Source organism: Pedobacter sp. W3I1 (assembly GCF_030816015.1).
In the GTDB taxonomy this organism is placed as follows: Bacteria; Bacteroidota; Bacteroidia; order Sphingobacteriales; family Sphingobacteriaceae; genus Pedobacter.
Window position 1 is genome coordinate 4,693,734 of record NZ_JAUSXN010000001.1, and the last position, 16,897, is coordinate 4,710,630.

The following is a 16,897-nucleotide window of genomic DNA, read 5'->3' on the forward strand; positions in this document are numbered from 1 at the left end:
GGACAATCGATCCGTCATTTCGACTGAAGCGCAGCGGAATGGAGAAATCTATAGAAGCAAGGCTAAATACCCCTCTATGTTCTCTGTGAAAACTCTGCGTTCTCTGTGGTTTTAACAACAAAACAAAAACATTAACCAAATATGAATTTAAATTTAGAAGGCAAAATAATCCTGGTGAGCGGTGGTGCAAAAGGCATTGGCGCGGCAATTGTTAAGGCTTTGGCCATTGAAAATGCTTTCCCTATCATTATAGGCCGTAATGAAAGCGATAACCTGAAAATGCTTCAGGAAATAACAGATTTAGGTTTAAAAGCAGACTATTTTACAGCAGAACTCACTGTGCCCGAGAGCTGTAAAACTATCGTTGATGTTATATTGGCAAAGTACGGCAGAATAGATGGCCTAGTAAATAATGCTGGTGTTAACGATGGTGTTGGTCTTGAAAATGGTACTTATGAAGGTTTTATGGAATCGCTACATAAAAATGTGGTACACTATTACCTATTGGCTAAACATGCCCTGCCGGCACTTAAACAGAGCAAGGGTTCGATTTTAAATATCGGTAGCAAAACCGCAGAAACCGGACAAGGCGGAACATCTGGTTATGCCGCATCGAACGGTGCCAGAAATGCCTTAACCCGTGAGTGGGCTGTAGAATTATTGCCTTTTAGCATTCGTGTTAATGCGATTATTGTTGCTGAAGCCTGGACCCCACTATACGAAAAATGGATTAACTCTTTTGAAGATCGGGATGTAAAACTCAAAAACATAACTGATAAAATCCCTTTTGAAAACAGAATGACCAGTGTGGATGAGATTGCCAATATGGCTGTATTTCTATTATCAGATAAATCTAGTCATACTACAGGCCAACTAATCCATGTAGATGGTGGTTATGTACACCTGGATAGGGCGCTTTTGTAAAACATTTATCCTAACTCCTCGGTCTGTGTCCTCACAGACCGAAACACAAACTAAACTTAAAGTGGTCTGTGGAGACACAGACCACGGATTAGAAAGGGTTACGCACAAAAGTGTAATCCTTTTTTATTTAGAAACCGACTTGATTAAATATGCTTTGGCATCAATTTAAACCGTTAAACTATCCCAAATCACCTGATAAACATCCGGTGCATTTAAGGTTTTATCTATTGCCTTCGAAGTAACCAGAACAGGTTTAAACTTATCGGCTACATTAATGCTGCCATGCGACCCTTTAACCAGCTTAGCATCGAGCGGAATTACATCCATCACATAACGGAAGCCGGCTTTTTTTCTTAAAAGTTTATATCCTGCCCTCAATTTAGAGGTCATGAACATTTCTACAGGATCGTAGCCAGGTTTTTTATGAATATCAACTACCCGAGCATAATCTGGAGCTTTAGCATCATCCAACCAGAAATAATAGGTAAACCAGCTGTTTTCTTTTGCCGTAAGAACCAGATCTCCGGAACGTTCGTGGTTAATGTGATGTTGCTCCTGTTCTGCCTCATCCAGTATCAATTCAATATCAGGTACACTTTTCAATAAAGCCTTCACCTGCTCTGTTACACTTTTATCATTAATGTAAACATGTGCTACCTGGTGGTCGGCCACTACAAATGCTTTAGAAGCACCCGGATCAAGCAACTCCAGCCCTCTTTCTTCACGGATCTGAATCAAACCGTTTTCCCTGAACAAACGGTTAAGGTGGATTGGCTCATTTACAGGCGCAATACCATATTCGGAAAGTAAAATGATGCGGGCACCCCTGCTTTCAATAAAACCGCACCAGTTCTTCTACCACCTGATCGATCTCTTTCAGTTCCGTACTGATTTTATCCAGCTCTGGACCAAACTTTTGCAGACAATAGTCTAAATGGGGCAAATAAATTAATGTAAGCGTAGGATTGTGCAACTTTTCAGTTTCCATGGAGGCATCTGCAATCCACCTCGTTGATTTAATATTTGCGCCAGGGCCCCAAAACTGAAACAAGGGGAACTGTCCCAGTTTATTTTGTAAATGATCGCGCAATTCGGCTGGTTGCGAATAACAATCTGGCAATTTACGGCCATCAGCAAGGTAATTTGGTCGTGGTGTAACCGAAAAATCGGCTGTCGAGTACATGTTGTACCACCAGAACATATTGGCGCAGGTAAAATTAGGGTCTTCCTTTTTAGCCTGATCCCATATTTTTTCAGCATTCACCAGTTTGTTAGACTGTTTCCAGAATTTGATTTCAGCATCCGCATGATCATACCATCCATTGCCCACAATACCATTTTCTGAAGGGTATTTACCCGTGAGATAACTCGACTGCACAGCCGTTGTAACTGCAGGCAATAAAGGTTCTATGGTTGTTAAATGGTTCTCAGCAATATATTGCTGAAGAAAAGGCGTATGCGCTCCGATTACGGATGTAGATAAGGCTACGATATCGATAACAACGGTTTTGTGCATGTTCTTATTTATAATAAATTTTTAACCCAGGCCAGCTCCCTAATGATTGAATCGTTCAAAGGCGCTTTTAAAGCTGTTGGTAAAACCTCCCAGGTATAGGTTTCTACTTCTAAATGAGCGGTGAAAGGATTACTTTTTTGCAAGTTTAATACTTCGGTAATATCCGATTGTGTAGATTGGATCAAGCCCATATCCTCAACAAAAATGGGTACATGGAAATGTGCGCGCCATTCCGTTACCGTTGGGTCTTCTCCTTCTGCCAATGCATCCTTAAGATCAGGATAACGGACCAGACTGCAATCATTTTTTCTGGCTATTACCTGATGGAGATAAGTAGGCTCATCAAAGCGACTCAGCTGATCCAACACTGCAGTTCTTTCTGAAGCAGATACGGGCAATTTAGCTTTTAGCGCAGCACTGATCTGGATTTTTCCAATCTGAATGCCTTTCTCCTGTAATTCGTTGATGATGGCGGTATGTGGTTCATAACCGATTGCAAAATGACAAACATCGTAACACAAACGGATGTGTGTTTTAATCAAATCCTCTGTATCAATCGCACTCAAACCTGATTGCTCATCAAAATATGTTTTTCCAATTGGTAAAAGTTCATTCTCAAACCAGTTAATAAATTCTGGACCCGATTCAAGAAAACCATCCGGTTCTGGTTCGATATCGAGGTGGATGATTTTAGCTGTTTGCTGATAGATTTTTGCCAAACCTCCGGCAACTTCCAAGATATGTGTGCTGGCAGTAACCGTAGCTTTTTCTTTTTCTAAAGCATCCTTAAACCAGGGTTTATAGCTTAATGGCGAGGTCGAAATACCGCCATCCATACCCTCTGGAAGTAATTGCGATAGAATTTCAGCTAAACGGAGTGTATAGTCAACACGGTCTCTGGTCGTCCAATCGGGTGCATGCACCTGGTCTTTAACCCTGGTATGGTGAAAACCGCCATAGGGAAATCCGTTCATGGTAAAAACATACCCACCTTGGTGCTCAAGCCATTGTTTAAATGTTTCCAGATGATTTTCTTCCAACAATTCGATACTGGCCAGATTAGAAAGGCGTAAACCGATGCCCATTGGCGCCTCTGGCGACAACTGGGCCTTTAATACGGGAAAACTATCTTTCAACACGGCAAAATGTGCTGTCCAGTTTTCACCTGCATAAATATTTGTACAGAACGTTAAATGTCCGGAAGTTAATTTCATAGCTTAATGTTGAATAAGAGCGGTTTGGTTATTTAAAATTTCGGCAGCCTGTTTTAAAATATCAGCATCAATTTCATGAACTTCTTCTCCACTCCCCAGGCCTGTAAGCAAGGTGATCGTCAGCTCTCCGCCAAGATGCTCCCTGAATTCCTCTAACCCTTGCAAAATCGGGCTCCCCTTCTCAGTAACCTGTAACAAAGGATGGGTTAATTCGAAACCCAGTTGCTGGATCAGGGTAATTACTCTCTGTGCGTCCTCAGTACTGATCCTGCCCGATAAATTGGAATATACAGCATCTAAGGCAATCCCCATGGCAACGGCCTCACCATGCCTCACTTCAAAATTAGTCAGGTATTCTAGTTTATGTGCACTCCAATGGCCAAAATCCAACGGACGGGCCGAACCGTTTTCGAAAGGATCGGCACTGCGGATATGCTCCACATGGAGTTTCGCACATTTCCAGATCTGGTAGTTCATGGCTGTTAAATCTCGTTGTGCAAGCGCAGTCGCATTCGCTTCCAGCCACTCAAAAAATTCGCGGTCTTTAATCAGTGCCACTTTAATCGCTTCAGCAATACCTGAACGCCAATCGCGATCGGATAAAGTGCTTAACAATACTTCATCATTAAAAACCGCAACGGGTGGCGAAAAAGTGCCCAAAAAGTTCTTTTTATTGAAATAATTAATTCCGTTTTTAACCCCAACACCCGAATCGTTCTGCGAAAGCACAGTACTCGGAATCCTGATGTGTTTAATTCCGCGGTGCGCAACCGTAGCCGCATAACCCACCATATCAAGCACAGCACCACCACCAATGGCAGCCACAAACGAATGCCTGTCGATACCATGAATACTGATGGCTTCTAACACCTGATCAAAATATTGAGTATCGTTTTTTACCTGTTCTCCCCCCGGGATAATCAAAATATCCTGAACTAACTGCGTTTGAGGGTATTTGGTAAAATAGGCTTTAATTTGATTATTAAGGTCTTTGTGTGCATTCGCTACACCCTCATCTATAACAAATAAGATCTTCTTTACTGCAACCGCCGGATTTAGGTTAACTAAAAAACTGTTTAACAACTCGTTTTCAGGCAAAAAAAGCGATGAAGTAAAAAAAACATTATAATTATATTGTACCGTAAAGGATTGATGTAAATGTTCCATATCAATTGGTCATGTGTGTTTGATGGTTAAGTAACAGCGAATAATTTAGAAAGCCACATGGATAATGGCAATAAAGCTGCAATGATAAAAGCCAAAATCAACGCATCGAAAGTTACGGCCCAGGCTGCATCCATCAAAATAAGTGAAATTACGCCGGCTTTTACTGCCCCGCCGATATTTTTACCAACAGGCTCTTTTATCGCTTTTAAAAGTGGCCTGAAAATCATAAAGGTAAAAGGAACCAGAAACAGTAGCGACCACAGCAACCTATCGTTTACAAAAGCGAAATAAGCAATAGCGCAAATCACGATTGCATACAGAAAGGCGGCCAAATATAGATTTTTAGCATGGCCTCCGTGAACTTCGCCACGGCTGGTCATGGTGATCGAGAAAATATAAATCACAGGGATTATAGCTAAATAATAATGGCTGTAAAGCATTTCCAGCACAATACTTAACCCCAGCAGCAGGTTAAACCCACGGCATAAGCCCATATTCAACGGTCCGAAAAAAGAATGGTGTTTGCCAAATTTATTATAAAGCAAAGCGAAAACGGCCACCAAAAGGGCCAATAGGCCCGAAGTTAAACTATTTAATGCGGCCAAAGCAATTCCGGCAAAAAGCAACAAGCTTCCTAAAATGGTAGCACCTTGTAAACTGATCAAACCACTTGGAATGGCTCTTTCGGGACGTTCTATTTTATCCAGATCGGCATCGAAAACATCGTTAAAAACGATTCCTCCCCCATATAAACAGGCGGTTGATGCGGCCAAAAACAAGATAGAAAACCATGGAATGGACAATCCAGTGCTTAAAACCCCAGAAATGGCAATCCCTGCCAAAATATCGGCTACTGAAGTTACAATATTGGCAGGGCGCATCATGCGCAGATAGACCATAATTTTTTTCAATACTTTAGCTGATGATGATAGACGATTTATCTGTTCTCGGCTGCTGTCCGCCACGCAAAATGGTATTGCCCTCAAATTTTTCAGTAAGGTCTACATTTTTTTGCGCATTAAAATCGGCTTCATCCAGCTGTCCGCTCTGTGCAAATGCAGTAATCGCATTGCGGTAAGTCACCAGTTCAATAGCCTCATCGCTTAAACCACGCATTTTCATTAAAGCAGCCGTTTTTGGTACGGCTAAAGGATCGCTGATGCCCCAATCGGCGGCAGAATTAACCATAATCCGCTCTGGGCCGTACTGCTTTACAATTTCCACCATGCGCTCGTTGCCCATTTTGGTAAACGGATAAATGGTAAAAGCCGCCCAAAAACCTCGATCTAACACCTCTTTTACCGTTTCTTCGTTATTGTGATCGATAATTATACTATAAGGATCGAGCTCATGCTCCAAGGCAATATCCATACTGCGCTGGGTACCTTTTTTCTTATCGCGGTGTGGCGTATGTACCTGTACAGGTAAACCTGCTTCTTTGGCCAGTTGAAGTTGTAATCTGTAATATTTTTCTTCGGCTGCAGTCTGATCGTCGAAGCCGATTTCGCCTATGCCAACTACTCCTTCTTTATAGATAAACAATGGCAATATTTCCATTACCTGCTCTGCCAGGCTTTCGTTATTGGCTTCTCTTGAGTTAAGGCCGATGGTGCAATAATGTTTTATACCAAACTGCGAGGAACGGAAGCGCTCCCAACCGACTAGGCTACTATAGTAATCTCTAAAGCTATCCAAGCCGGTACGTGGCTGCCCCAGCCAAAATGCGGGTTCTATCAAAGCAACAACTCCTGCATCGGCCATGGCCTGGTAATCGTCTGTTGTTCTCGAAGTCATGTGAACATGTGGGTCGAAGAATTTCATCCCCTTTACCGCACTGATATCAAACGCCTCAGGCTCTCCCATCAATGCTTTATCTCTTTCAATTGAACTACTGCAACACATATATCTCTGTTTTGAATTTCTAATGGTTAAAATGAATCCCAATTTAAGTTTCCTTCTAAGAGGGCTAACTTAAGTTCAGGAAAAGTGCTAATATAATCTTTTGCCGGTTGATAGTTAGACTGAGAAACAGCAAGTGCAATAGCACGTTGTTCAATTTGGTCGTAATGCTGTAAACCTACTTTAAGGGTCTCAAAAATTTCCGCATTGATAAATTTACCAACCAAACGCCAAAGTTGTGGGTTTACCTTTCGCCCGGCAGCCCAGCGTTCTTTTGCATAATCTATCAACGTTGATGCAAGGTCCAGATTAGCACGTTTATCTAAACCCACAATGAGCTTGATGTTTTTTTCGGTAAAAAAAGCTTTCAGTACCAATTGGTTCCACGCGGCTTCATCCAGATTTTCTGCAGGATAAGGATTATTTTCCATAATTGCTTCCAAAACCGATCCGATATTGCTCCTGATTCCTTCAGCACAACGTTTAACCCAAATTTCCGGGTGAGCTAAAAATGGCAATGCCGAATACAAAGCTACCGCTTCATTCATTTCTGCGGCCAGGAACAAACGATCGACAGTTGCGTGGAGTTTATCCTGATCTTCAGAATTTAAAGCACTGAGCAACCAAACGCGGCAAAGCCTGTAAATGGTCCAGTTACTGATATAACTGATTCCAACCTCTTCTATTAAAACCTTTTGCTCGTCGTTAAGCTGAATAATCGATTTCCCCGTTTTGCGCGGTACCATCACGAATGCCTGACTAATCTTATTGCTTTGATCAGCTGATTGTATTATGCTTTCCAACCAGTTTTGGCTTTCTGCACTTACATTGCTTTTTACAATAGCTGATAAAGCATTTTGCATAGCCCTCGTATCATCACGTTTCATAAAGTATAAATAATCTATTAGCTGGTGATACCCGCTGAAACAAAATAATTGATTAACAATGCACCGGCAATAATCAATAGACCAAAAAACTCTCTCGTTTGTTCGATATAAGGTTTAGTTGCCTGCATGCTTTCAACCAGGCTTGGCCGCTTATATTTCCTAATCCAATCTCGTACACCATCTTTGGCAAAAAACAGGATAACAGCATAAATTAAATAGAAAGCAGTTAAAAACAAATATGCGAAAGGATAAAATTTACCCGCCGCGGCCAATCCGCAGCATATTGCAGCACTTAAATAGATAGACACCCAAAGAAAAGCATCGTTATCATTTAAATTTACATAAGCAAAGCCTAAAAACGAGATGCAAAAAATAATGTTGAGAATAATTAAAAGCATTTTAAATTATTTGGTTTAAAACAAGCTAAATCGATTTCCCGATTTTTTTCATTGAAAAACAAAGTTATTTAAACTGAATGCTTTTTTTGCTTAAAAAATGTAAATTATATACTGCTATAAAAGTTTTTTTTGATTAAAAATGAATGCAGGAGATATTCAAATACAGGTACAGTTTAAGATTCTGATAGAAGGGTCGTCATTGCGAGAAGGAACGACGAAGCAATCTTTCATGCTAGTGATACTGCAATAAAGATTGCTTTCCCGAAAGGTTCCATCGTGTGAGAACATCTTTTTAAATCTGAATTTGTTTTTGCCCCTTGCCTAAGGCGATCGTCATGCTGAATTTAGTTCAGCATCTTTTTTTTGCTACTAGCGAGCTCAATTCAAAAGCCGTCGTTTTGAGTACAAAAATATTTTTATTTTTCCGCTCTTTGCCGCGGAGGCATGGTACTTTGGAGCGCCAAAGTACCCAAAGCGCTCTGTCAATCCAGCAATGGGCCTTTTACACAACCCTACACTCATCAAAAAAACAGCGGCACTTCGTTTTGTGTTCAATATTTCTTAAAGCTTTAAATTAGCGTATATGAACACAAAACCACTGCGTTTCAGGTTTGGTAGTACTATTTGTTCTTTCCTGCAACTGTTTTTTTGATTTCCCAGGCCCTTGGGATTGACTGTGTTCTTCGGTAAAGATTGTGGTTTATTAAAGCCAGCTAGCATGATGCCCAAACCATTCTTAAAAAAGATGTATCCACACGAGAGTGAAAATCGGGACAGGCTGTCGACTGAAAAAGCCTTCTTATAATGACGATTCATCGCAACCAATACACTAAAAATCTTATGTCATCTACATTGATTTTTATACAATAAATTAACCCTACCATTTGTTATTTTGTAATTATTTAAATATGAGTGGTTTATATCTAATGTGTATTTCCGCCCAACCAGGCCATAGCACGGTATCCCCGTTCTACTTAAATCCGGCCTAACAAATTTTTCGGGCTACACTGTTTTGGCCGCACAACTGGCTTCAAAAGAAAAATTTTCAGCCGGCATTTTTTGTTTCTTTTTGATGCCAAAAAGAAAGAGCCCTTCGGCGGCGGCGAGCCGAGGAAAGATCGTGGTGTATGGCAAAAGAAATCAATTATACGTCACTAATATTGATTTTCATACAATAAATTAACCCTCAGAATGACAAGTAAAATATAAAAACGAAATTTAAAGGTCCAGATTAAACAGCGTAAACCATACTTAATCTCCAAAAACAAGTTTTAAAATATTCGCAAGCACCGGATTGTGGTCATCGGCCCGCCAATTGATTAATATATCGGTTTTAAAAGGCAAGGGGATAAACCGCAGGCCAGGACTTTGGTGATGCATATAAGAATCTGGCAAAATAGCTATTCCCAATCCTTTCCGCACCAGTGCGATAATTGTAGATCCGAATTCGGAATGCAGAAATACATCAGGAACAAAATCATAAAATTTGAAAAGTGCCTGAATAATTTCGCTATAGCTACTGCCCTCATCCTTAGTAGGCAGAATAAACTTTTGCACTTTAAGGCTTTCTGTGGATAAATCCTCAATTTTTTTAAAAGAATGTGCTAACGGCACCACTAAAGCCAGGTGATCGGAGTATATTTTTTTTGATTTAATACCTTGCTCACTGGTAATATCCCTCGTAATGGCCAGGTCAATCTTATAGTTCTTCAAAAAATCCAGCTGATTTTCATATAATACCTGTACCAACTTAATTTGAAGCTGTGGAAATGCCTGCGTAATCTTAGCCAAAATATCGGGCATGATAGAAGCCGATATAGAATCAGGATGCGCAATGGTAATGGTTCCACGCTCACCTAAATGGATCTGTTTTGCAAATTGGTGAATATATTCGAGTTCACTTAACTCTACTTCCCACTTTTCTTTTAAGAATTTACCCGCCGGGGTGAGTTTCACATTTCGTTTATTACGCTCGAAAAGTTGCAAACCCAATTCTTTTTCAAGCGACTGAATCTGGCGGCTAAGGGCTGATTGTGTGATATTTACCTTCTCTGCCGTTTTCCAATAATGAAGCTGTTCTGACAGGGCCAAAAAATACTTAATTCGTTGAAGATCCATTAATGCAAAATACGCATTAATAAATGATAAAATAGCATTTTATTACATTTAAAGAGTTGTTACATTCGTGCCATGGAGCAGATCATCATCGAAAGGGCAACACCGGCTGATATTAAAAAATTACAGGAGATTGGAAGAACAACATTTTCCGAAGCTTTTGCCGCGGTAAACACAGAGGATAACATGAAAGAGTACCTCGAAAAAGGCTTTTCGGAAGAAAAACTGAATGGGGAATTGAATAATCCAGATTCTCAGTTTTATTTTGCGGTGCTTGATGGAAAAGCGATTGGTTATTTAAAAATCAACATTGGGCAAGCGCAAACCGAAAAGCTAAATCTTGATGCACTTGAAATTGAGCGAATTTACCTCCTAAAAGCATATTACGGTCAAAAAGTTGGTCAGCTGCTTTATCAAAAAGCCATTGATATTGCCCAGGAAATACAGGCCAGTTATGTATGGCTTGGTGTGTGGGAAGAAAATTACAGAGCATTAAGATTCTACGAAAAAAATGGTTTTATAGCTTTCGACAAACATAAGTTCTGGCTTGGCGATGATGAGCAAACAGATTTGATGATGAAAAAAGTATTGGTTAACGATAATGAATTAAAAGTATCGTAATGGAAAAAAGAAACCTCTTTTTAATTTTATTGATACTGGGTACCGCTTTCTGGGGAATTTCATTTTCTGTTACCAAGCTTGCTATTGGCCAGCACCAACCAGTTCTGTTTTTGTTCTACCGTTTTTTACTCGCCACAATGGTGTTATCGGTTATTTTCTGGAAACATGTAAAAAAGCTTGATTTAACCACTATTAAAAAAGGCGCCAGTTTGGCTATTCCGCTGGTACTGGGCATTTATTTGCAAACACTGGGCATTACCCATACCTCAGCATCGCAATGTTCATTTGTAGCAGGCATAACGGTTGTCATGATTCCGGTGATAAAACTTTTTATTTATCGAAAACCTGCGGTGCTAAAAATATGGATTGCGGCATTCACGGCGCTAATTGGGCTGTTTGTAATATCGGTTACGGATACATTCAGTATCGGAACCGGCGATATATACACCATTATCGGCGCTTTCTGCTTTGCCATATATCTCATCCAGATTGAAAAGGAATCGATGGCAGGCGATATTATCCCGACCATTGTACCCATGTTTGCCACTTGCGCTATGTTAACTTTGCTATTAACCTTAATTCAGGGTAATCTCACCTTGATTCCGCAGCAAGAAACATTTTGGATTGGCATTATTTTTTGCGCACTATTTTCGACGGCATATATGTACACCATATCGAATATTGCTCAAAAATACATTAGCGCCGAAAGGGTATCCATCATCTATCTTTTCGAACCCATTTTCGGAGCTTTTGCAGCGCATTTTATTTTGGGAGAAGAAATTACATCGAGGCTATTGATTGGAGGCGGAATGATATTTTTGGCAACACTGATCTCCGAACTGAAGTGGAGAATGCCAAACCAAGCTGCAATCAGGGTATTGAGGGCGAAAAAGTATTAGGTTTAATTTATCAGCGACAAGGATACTTTTCATTCAATAATTAAGATTTTTCTTTGTGATTTAAAATTTTGTTTCTAAATTGCCTATGCGAATTACTAATTAATATCATCATTCACTTAAACACAGAGCTAAAATCAATTAAATTTCTTTAACAATATTCCTGGTCGAGTGGTAGTCCCACATTTTCAATTTCTCTGTGAAGAGTTATTTGGTAGTTCGCAGCGACCAGGATACTTTATTTTACGGTTATGCGAACTACCAAAAGTAAAAACCAAAACACACAGCTCCCTGCTCAGGTTGCAGCTGAATCAGCCAACACTAATGTATTACCTTCCATTTGCGCGGTAAAGGCTACCTTACATCATATTGATGGCAATGTTTCTGAAATCATGATGACTCTGCCACGCTACACCGGATGGGCAGAATTTTTAGAAGATGGGCAAAATTCCATTCGGGAATATGTGTATCAGCTCACCCGGCATTGGATTCAAATCACCCATTTCTTTATAGAAACCGGAACCATCACCACCAATGGCACAATAACCTCTTGTTTTTTGCCACGCCGCTTCGATATCCCTTTAGGCAAATTTTATAAACCAATGGCTAATGGTGCCTGGGTATCGGCCAATCAACACCCGCATCATCCAAAATATAATCAAAAAGGATCGGGCAAAAATTTATCAGCATTGATGGCTATTGCAAACAATAGAAATGATGTTGTTTATCATCAAATAGAACCTAATACCATTCTTTGCGGCATTCCATTCGAAAGTAAATCAGCTTACTTTGAAAAAGGTGATATTCCTATAGGATATTTTGAAAAGAACGGCATCGAATATATGGTAATTTACAGTTATGTTGCTGATGGGAAAGGAAGTTTTGAGTGATGAGGGAGGGGTAAAAGAAAAGATAATTTGAATTTGAGCTCCTGCAGATTGTGGGGGCTTTTTATTCCAGGAGTTAAACATTATGCTCCTTCAACGTACAACATTTAAGAAATTGGAAGATGTTATTAAATCGGTAGCCAGTTTAACCTGAATAGAGTAGTAACTTCCGGGGTTTTCTCCACTTTTGGTAGTTAAATTATTCAGATCCAATTTCCTTTAAGAAAACACTCTAATAACGTATTATGAAAGGGCTTGGGATCATCTATATTTAGTTAGGCTCTAGGCTTACTAATGAAATTGGGAAAGAACCCATTTCACTGAAATATACAACTTGAGCATCATTATTAAAATATTAACTGTATATTTTCATTTCAATATTCTAAATATGTCACCGAACTTCTTTTGGCCCGTTTATATCAACTTGGAAACTGAACTCAATTCGCTGATGACAAACATACATGTCGATGATGCGCAGCTCAATGTATATTCATCCAAGATATCTGACCTGTTGTTAAGGGCGAGCATCGAAATCGAATCCATTACAAAGGAAATATTTAAAAACCAGTTCGGAACTCTTAAAAAGAATTTCAAGTTTGATTTTGACGGTCTTGATGTACTCAATCCAATCTATTTCCTGGAGGTAAAGGAAGTGATCGTGAGTTCGGTGAATTGTTTCCAGACAAATAGAACAATCCTACCGTTCGCAAAAAACACCAAAAACACCATCACTCAAAAGGATACCTACGGTTGGAATAACGCGTATCAGAACCTAAAGCACGACCGTGCAAATTCCTTTACATTCGGTAGCTTAAAATATCTTTTCGATGCACTAGCGGCATTGTTTCTTTTGAATATTTACTTCAAGGATGAGATCCAGTATATGGGCAAACAGATTGAAGCGACAAAGAGTTTTAAAGAAAGCCAGGGCTCAACGATATTCTCGATCAAGCTTGACAACAACTGGGGATTTGATGACTATTCAAGATTTGCGAGATATCCAAAGGCAAACCCTAGCTGTACCTTTATTCCTATTCCAGAGCTAAATTCCTATAATTCAAAAGCCCCAACGATGAGGGAGTTTAACAATATTAGGAAAAGATCGGTATTAGAGAGATTAACAAAACTTGTTCAGGACGATCCAAAGATGTTCGAAGGCAAAAGTCCAGAGGAAGCTGATATTCTTTTTAAGAAAAACTCATTTCATGCAGATGATTTCAAGGCAGCTGGAGAGTATCTGGCTAAACAAAACAGGCTTAATCCCGGCAGTGCGTTCAACGTTGACTATGAGGCGCATATTATCAGATCTACTCCACCTGAACCGATTCCAGAGCCCGATCTTTTTGAATTCTTAGTTCCTCATCAATCTACATAATACATGCAAAGCCGAAAGAAATATGTTTATTTCCGAACTGTTGTAAACCCTCCACCGAATTACATCCCTTATTTATAAGATATGTGAATGGGTAAATACCTAACGGGCGATTTAGGAGTGCAAATACACTCACATTAATCGTGATCTATAATTAGATTGGAAGGAAAGTTGACTAATCTCTATGCCCTTTCCTGTCCCAAGTCGTATATAGTTACCAAATTAATTATTCTTAATAATCATTTTTACTAAAACACAAATCCATAGGAAATAAAAAACCGAAGACAAGATTAAAAAACTTGATCTCCGGTGAAGTACCCAAGAGGAGATTCGAACTCCCACACCCATACAGGCGCCAGCCCCTCAAGCTGGTGCGTCTACCAATTTCGCCACCTGGGTTTATGCTGCAAATATAATTTAATTTTGGATTTGTGAAACAATCATTTACAATTCTATTTTTAAACCGTCATAAGCCAACCGAATATGTGCAGGCAAGTCCTTTTCTACGTCGGCATGTTTACCCAAATTATGACTGATGTGCGTAAGATAAGTGGTTTCTGCACCTACCCTCTCTGCAAAGGCAATGGCCTCGCCTAAAGTAAAATGAGAAATATGCGGTTCTTTCTGCAAAGCGTTGAGCACCAATATTTTTGTTCCCTTTATTTTTTCAAAACTTGGTTCCGATATGGTTTTAGCATCGGTAATGTAAGTAAAATCGCCAATCCGGTAGCCGGTAATGGGTAACAAATGATGCATCACTTCAAACGGAATAATTGTACTTTCGCCAATTTTAAAATCTTCGCCATTGGTTACCGTGTGGAGATTAATCTGCGGCAAACCGTGGTATTTGGTTTCAGCAAAAATGTAATAAAATTCCCTTTTCAACGCCGTTTGCACCCTATCGGTCGCATAAACATCAATTACCTTATGCAGCAGGTAATTAAATGGCCTGATATCATCTAAACCGGCAATGTGATCTTTATGTTCGTGGGTAAAGAGAACAGCATCCAGATCTTTTACCTTTTCGCGCAAAAGCTGGTAACGGAAATCAGGACCACTATCTACCACAATCGTTTTATCAATAGTTTCTATTAAAATCGATGTCCTTAACCGGTTATCTCTTTGATCAGCAGATAAACAAACTTCGCAACTACACGCAATTACAGGAACGCCTTGTGATGTACCAGTGCCTAAAAAAGTAACTTTCATCTGTTTAAACTTTCCTTTCTGTTGATGTAATTGTAGTTTTTTATCTCCATTAAAATAATTCTGTTTGTTGTAGGGATAGATAAAATTGTCGTTGTTTTTCTTCTAACAAATTTTCGTCGGTATTGGTTTGCTTAACCAGGGTAACCAATGCGGCAATTTTTCCTTCCAGGTTTGAAAATTTATTTACTACAACAACCTTATTGTGCTCGAGCAGGCAAGAACCCGTTTTAAAGTTCCCTTTCTCGTAACGCACCTTATAACCCATAGCAAAAAGCAGGGCTTCTAATTTCTCTAAAGTATGGTTTGTTAGTGGCAATGACATTGGAAACAAACTTAGATAAATCTGCGCAGCATTCATAAATACCCGATGAAAAATTTATCAACCACTATGTTCATTTCTAAAACATTTAGAAAATCAGGCTTCTGCAGCAATTGGTTACGAATTCCTGCCATCCGCTTTACTCATCCCGAACAATTTCAGGAATCGTGCCCGTCCCTGTTTATTGCACCTGGGTTAGGCGCTTTGCTAACTTACGTCAATAAACCACAGGTTTTACCGAAGAACGCCGTCAATCCCAAGTGGCAGAAGAATCAAAAAAACAGGTGTAGAAAAGAACAAGTAGCACTACCAAGCCTGAAACGCAGTGGTTTTGTGTTCTTATCCGCTGCGTTTAAGGTTAAAAGGTATTGAACACAAAACGAAGTGCCGCTGTTTTTTTGATGAGCGTGGGCGGTGAGAAAGCCACATTGCTGGATTGACAAAGCGCTTTGGGTACTTTGGCGCTCCAAAGTACCATGCCCCGCGGCATAGAGCGGAAAAAATGACATTTGTGCCTTCTTAAGGAAGCAAGGCCAGTTAATAGCTGGAAAGATGCTGAAACAAGTTCAGCATGACGACCGCCTTAGGACTATACATAATAAAACTTAGGTGATTAAGGCATTTTACCCATCCTAGCTTTTTCACCACCTAAGTCATATTAGCGCATCTTAGTTATAAATGGCTAAATTGTTATTAAACAAAAAAGGTTCAGCTGCTTCCAACTGAACCTCCAGGTTTCATCCCGCCTTGGCGGTAATAAATTATTATCTTAAATCTACCACTTCAACACCAGGATATTTTTTGGCATCGAAAGCAAAAGTAGTTTCTGGTACATTTACGTTTGGAGAAAAAGTTCTTACGTTGTAGGTGTATTTGTTGCCATTTTTATCGAACAATACCACATTGGCAATTTGTTTAGCCGCTTTATCGATACTCAAACGAACTTTAAAAATCGATTTTTTAGCATCAACAGGCGTTAAATCAATCATTTGATAAGTTTTGGCACCTGCTTTTTGTTCACCAGTGTACACATACTTAAATCCTTTTTCATAAACCATAAAAATCTTAGCAGGATTAATGGCATCGCCACTATTATCTACATTGCTCACTTGCACCTCTTTGTCTTTTTTCAAATAAGTCCATTGGCTTTTACCATCGCTAAATAACTCCTGGTTAGTCATGGCTACTTTATACTTATTGGAATTGGCTTTAACATACAAAGTACCTTGCTGGGTTTCTTTTACTTTAGCTTTTGGATTATCCAAAGTGAAGGTAAAATCTGTTTTTACAATATTATACGATTTGTATTTTTTACTTACCTCTGCTAAAATGGCTTTAGCTTTCGCATCAGTTTGAGCATAAGTTGAAGTTGTAAAAGCAACTACAACCATTAATGCTGAAATTAATTTCTTCATCTTTTCTTTTTTAAATTTTTCCTTTGAAACGTTAGAGTAGATTTTTTTGTATTGGTTT

The 16,897-nt window shown here is 39.5% G+C and carries 18 protein-coding genes and 1 tRNA gene; 6 read left to right on the forward strand and 13 right to left on the reverse strand.

The window, feature by feature from the left end:
- Positions 1-141: 141 nt before the first annotated feature.
- Positions 142-924 (forward strand): SDR family oxidoreductase, encoded by a 783-nt coding sequence (locus tag QF042_RS19135; protein WP_307531371.1) that lies wholly within the window; start codon positions 142-144, stop codon positions 922-924.
- Positions 925-1,089: 165 nt separating this feature from the next.
- Here QF042_RS19135 and QF042_RS19140 read toward each other — a convergent pair whose 3' ends face one another.
- The 9 genes from QF042_RS19140 to QF042_RS19180 form a co-directional block, all read right to left on the reverse strand.
- The gene (locus QF042_RS19140) at positions 1,090-1,761 is read right to left on the reverse strand and encodes an alkaline phosphatase family protein (RefSeq protein ID WP_307533316.1); all 672 of its coding nucleotides are present in this window, start codon (positions 1,759-1,761) and stop codon (positions 1,090-1,092) included.
- Positions 1,757-2,440, reverse strand: a complete 684-nt coding sequence (locus tag QF042_RS19145; protein ID WP_307531373.1) for an alkaline phosphatase family protein — start codon at positions 2,438-2,440, stop codon at positions 1,757-1,759. The genes QF042_RS19140 and QF042_RS19145 overlap by 5 nt, the downstream gene beginning before the upstream one ends.
- An 8-nt stretch (positions 2,441-2,448) precedes the next feature.
- Entirely contained in the window at positions 2,449-3,654 is a 1,206-nt protein-coding gene (gene eboE / locus QF042_RS19150; protein ID WP_307531374.1) for a metabolite traffic protein EboE, read from the reverse strand.
- 3 nt (positions 3,655-3,657) lie between these two features.
- Positions 3,658-4,821 carry a 3-dehydroquinate synthase gene (locus tag QF042_RS19155; RefSeq protein WP_307531377.1) on the reverse strand — a complete coding sequence of 388 codons (1,164 nt, stop codon included), beginning with the start codon at positions 4,819-4,821 and terminating at the stop codon, positions 3,658-3,660.
- 26 nt (positions 4,822-4,847) lie between these two features.
- On the reverse strand, positions 4,848-5,732 hold the full coding sequence (eboC, locus tag QF042_RS19160) for a UbiA-like protein EboC (RefSeq protein ID WP_307531379.1): 885 nt from the start codon (positions 5,730-5,732) through the stop codon (positions 4,848-4,850).
- Positions 5,733-5,736: 4 nt separating this feature from the next.
- Entirely contained in the window at positions 5,737-6,723 is a 987-nt protein-coding gene (locus tag QF042_RS19165) for a TatD family hydrolase (RefSeq protein WP_307531381.1), read from the reverse strand.
- A 26-nt stretch (positions 6,724-6,749) separates the two neighbouring features.
- Complete coding sequence (locus QF042_RS19170) at positions 6,750-7,607, reverse strand: EboA domain-containing protein (RefSeq protein ID WP_307531383.1); 858 nt, start codon at positions 7,605-7,607, stop codon at positions 6,750-6,752.
- Positions 7,608-7,624: 17 nt separating this feature from the next.
- A complete protein-coding gene (locus tag QF042_RS19175) occupies positions 7,625-8,005 on the reverse strand; it encodes a transmembrane 220 family protein (protein ID WP_307531385.1) in 381 nt (126 codons plus the stop codon).
- Positions 8,006-9,256: 1,251 nt separating this feature from the next.
- Positions 9,257-10,123 carry a LysR family transcriptional regulator gene (locus QF042_RS19180; RefSeq protein ID WP_307531387.1) on the reverse strand — a complete coding sequence of 289 codons (867 nt, stop codon included), beginning with the start codon at positions 10,121-10,123 and terminating at the stop codon, positions 9,257-9,259.
- Between the two features lie 72 nt (positions 10,124-10,195).
- On the opposite strand from QF042_RS19180, the gene QF042_RS19185 reads away from it, so the two are divergent.
- The 4 genes from QF042_RS19185 (at position 10,196) to QF042_RS19200 (ending at position 13,899) form a co-directional block, all read left to right on the forward strand.
- The gene (locus tag QF042_RS19185; RefSeq protein ID WP_307531389.1) at positions 10,196-10,741 is read left to right on the forward strand and encodes a GNAT family N-acetyltransferase; all 546 of its coding nucleotides are present in this window, start codon (positions 10,196-10,198) and stop codon (positions 10,739-10,741) included.
- Positions 10,741-11,640 carry a DMT family transporter gene (locus QF042_RS19190; protein WP_307531391.1) on the forward strand — a complete coding sequence of 300 codons (900 nt, stop codon included), beginning with the start codon at positions 10,741-10,743 and terminating at the stop codon, positions 11,638-11,640. Before QF042_RS19185 ends, QF042_RS19190 begins: the two co-directional genes overlap by 1 nt.
- A gap of 248 nt (positions 11,641-11,888) precedes the next feature.
- On the forward strand, positions 11,889-12,527 hold the full coding sequence (locus tag QF042_RS19195) for a hypothetical protein (protein ID WP_307531394.1): 639 nt from the start codon (positions 11,889-11,891) through the stop codon (positions 12,525-12,527).
- A 421-nt stretch (positions 12,528-12,948) separates the two neighbouring features.
- Positions 12,949-13,899 carry a hypothetical protein gene (locus QF042_RS19200; protein WP_307531396.1) on the forward strand — a complete coding sequence of 317 codons (951 nt, stop codon included), beginning with the start codon at positions 12,949-12,951 and terminating at the stop codon, positions 13,897-13,899.
- A 312-nt stretch (positions 13,900-14,211) separates the two neighbouring features.
- On the opposite strand, the gene QF042_RS19205 is transcribed toward QF042_RS19200, so the two are convergent.
- From QF042_RS19205 to QF042_RS19215, 3 genes are all read right to left on the reverse strand, one after another.
- Positions 14,212-14,295 (reverse strand) — tRNA-Leu (locus QF042_RS19205).
- A gap of 45 nt (positions 14,296-14,340) precedes the next feature.
- Positions 14,341-15,105: an MBL fold metallo-hydrolase gene (locus QF042_RS19210; RefSeq protein WP_307531398.1), complete on the reverse strand. Its 765-nt coding sequence runs from the start codon at positions 15,103-15,105 to the stop codon at positions 14,341-14,343.
- Positions 15,106-15,154: 49 nt separating this feature from the next.
- Positions 15,155-15,427, reverse strand: coding sequence for a hypothetical protein (locus QF042_RS19215; protein WP_167293640.1), 273 nt, complete (start codon positions 15,425-15,427; stop codon positions 15,155-15,157).
- Between the two features lie 45 nt (positions 15,428-15,472).
- Between QF042_RS19215 and QF042_RS19220 the strand changes: the two genes are divergently transcribed.
- Positions 15,473-15,796: a hypothetical protein gene (locus QF042_RS19220; RefSeq protein WP_307531402.1), complete on the forward strand. Its 324-nt coding sequence runs from the start codon at positions 15,473-15,475 to the stop codon at positions 15,794-15,796.
- A gap of 392 nt (positions 15,797-16,188) precedes the next feature.
- On the opposite strand, the gene QF042_RS19225 is transcribed toward QF042_RS19220, so the two are convergent.
- Positions 16,189-16,839 carry an outer membrane lipoprotein carrier protein LolA gene (locus QF042_RS19225; RefSeq protein WP_307531404.1) on the reverse strand — a complete coding sequence of 217 codons (651 nt, stop codon included), beginning with the start codon at positions 16,837-16,839 and terminating at the stop codon, positions 16,189-16,191.
- Between the last annotated feature and the right edge of the window lie 58 nt (positions 16,840-16,897).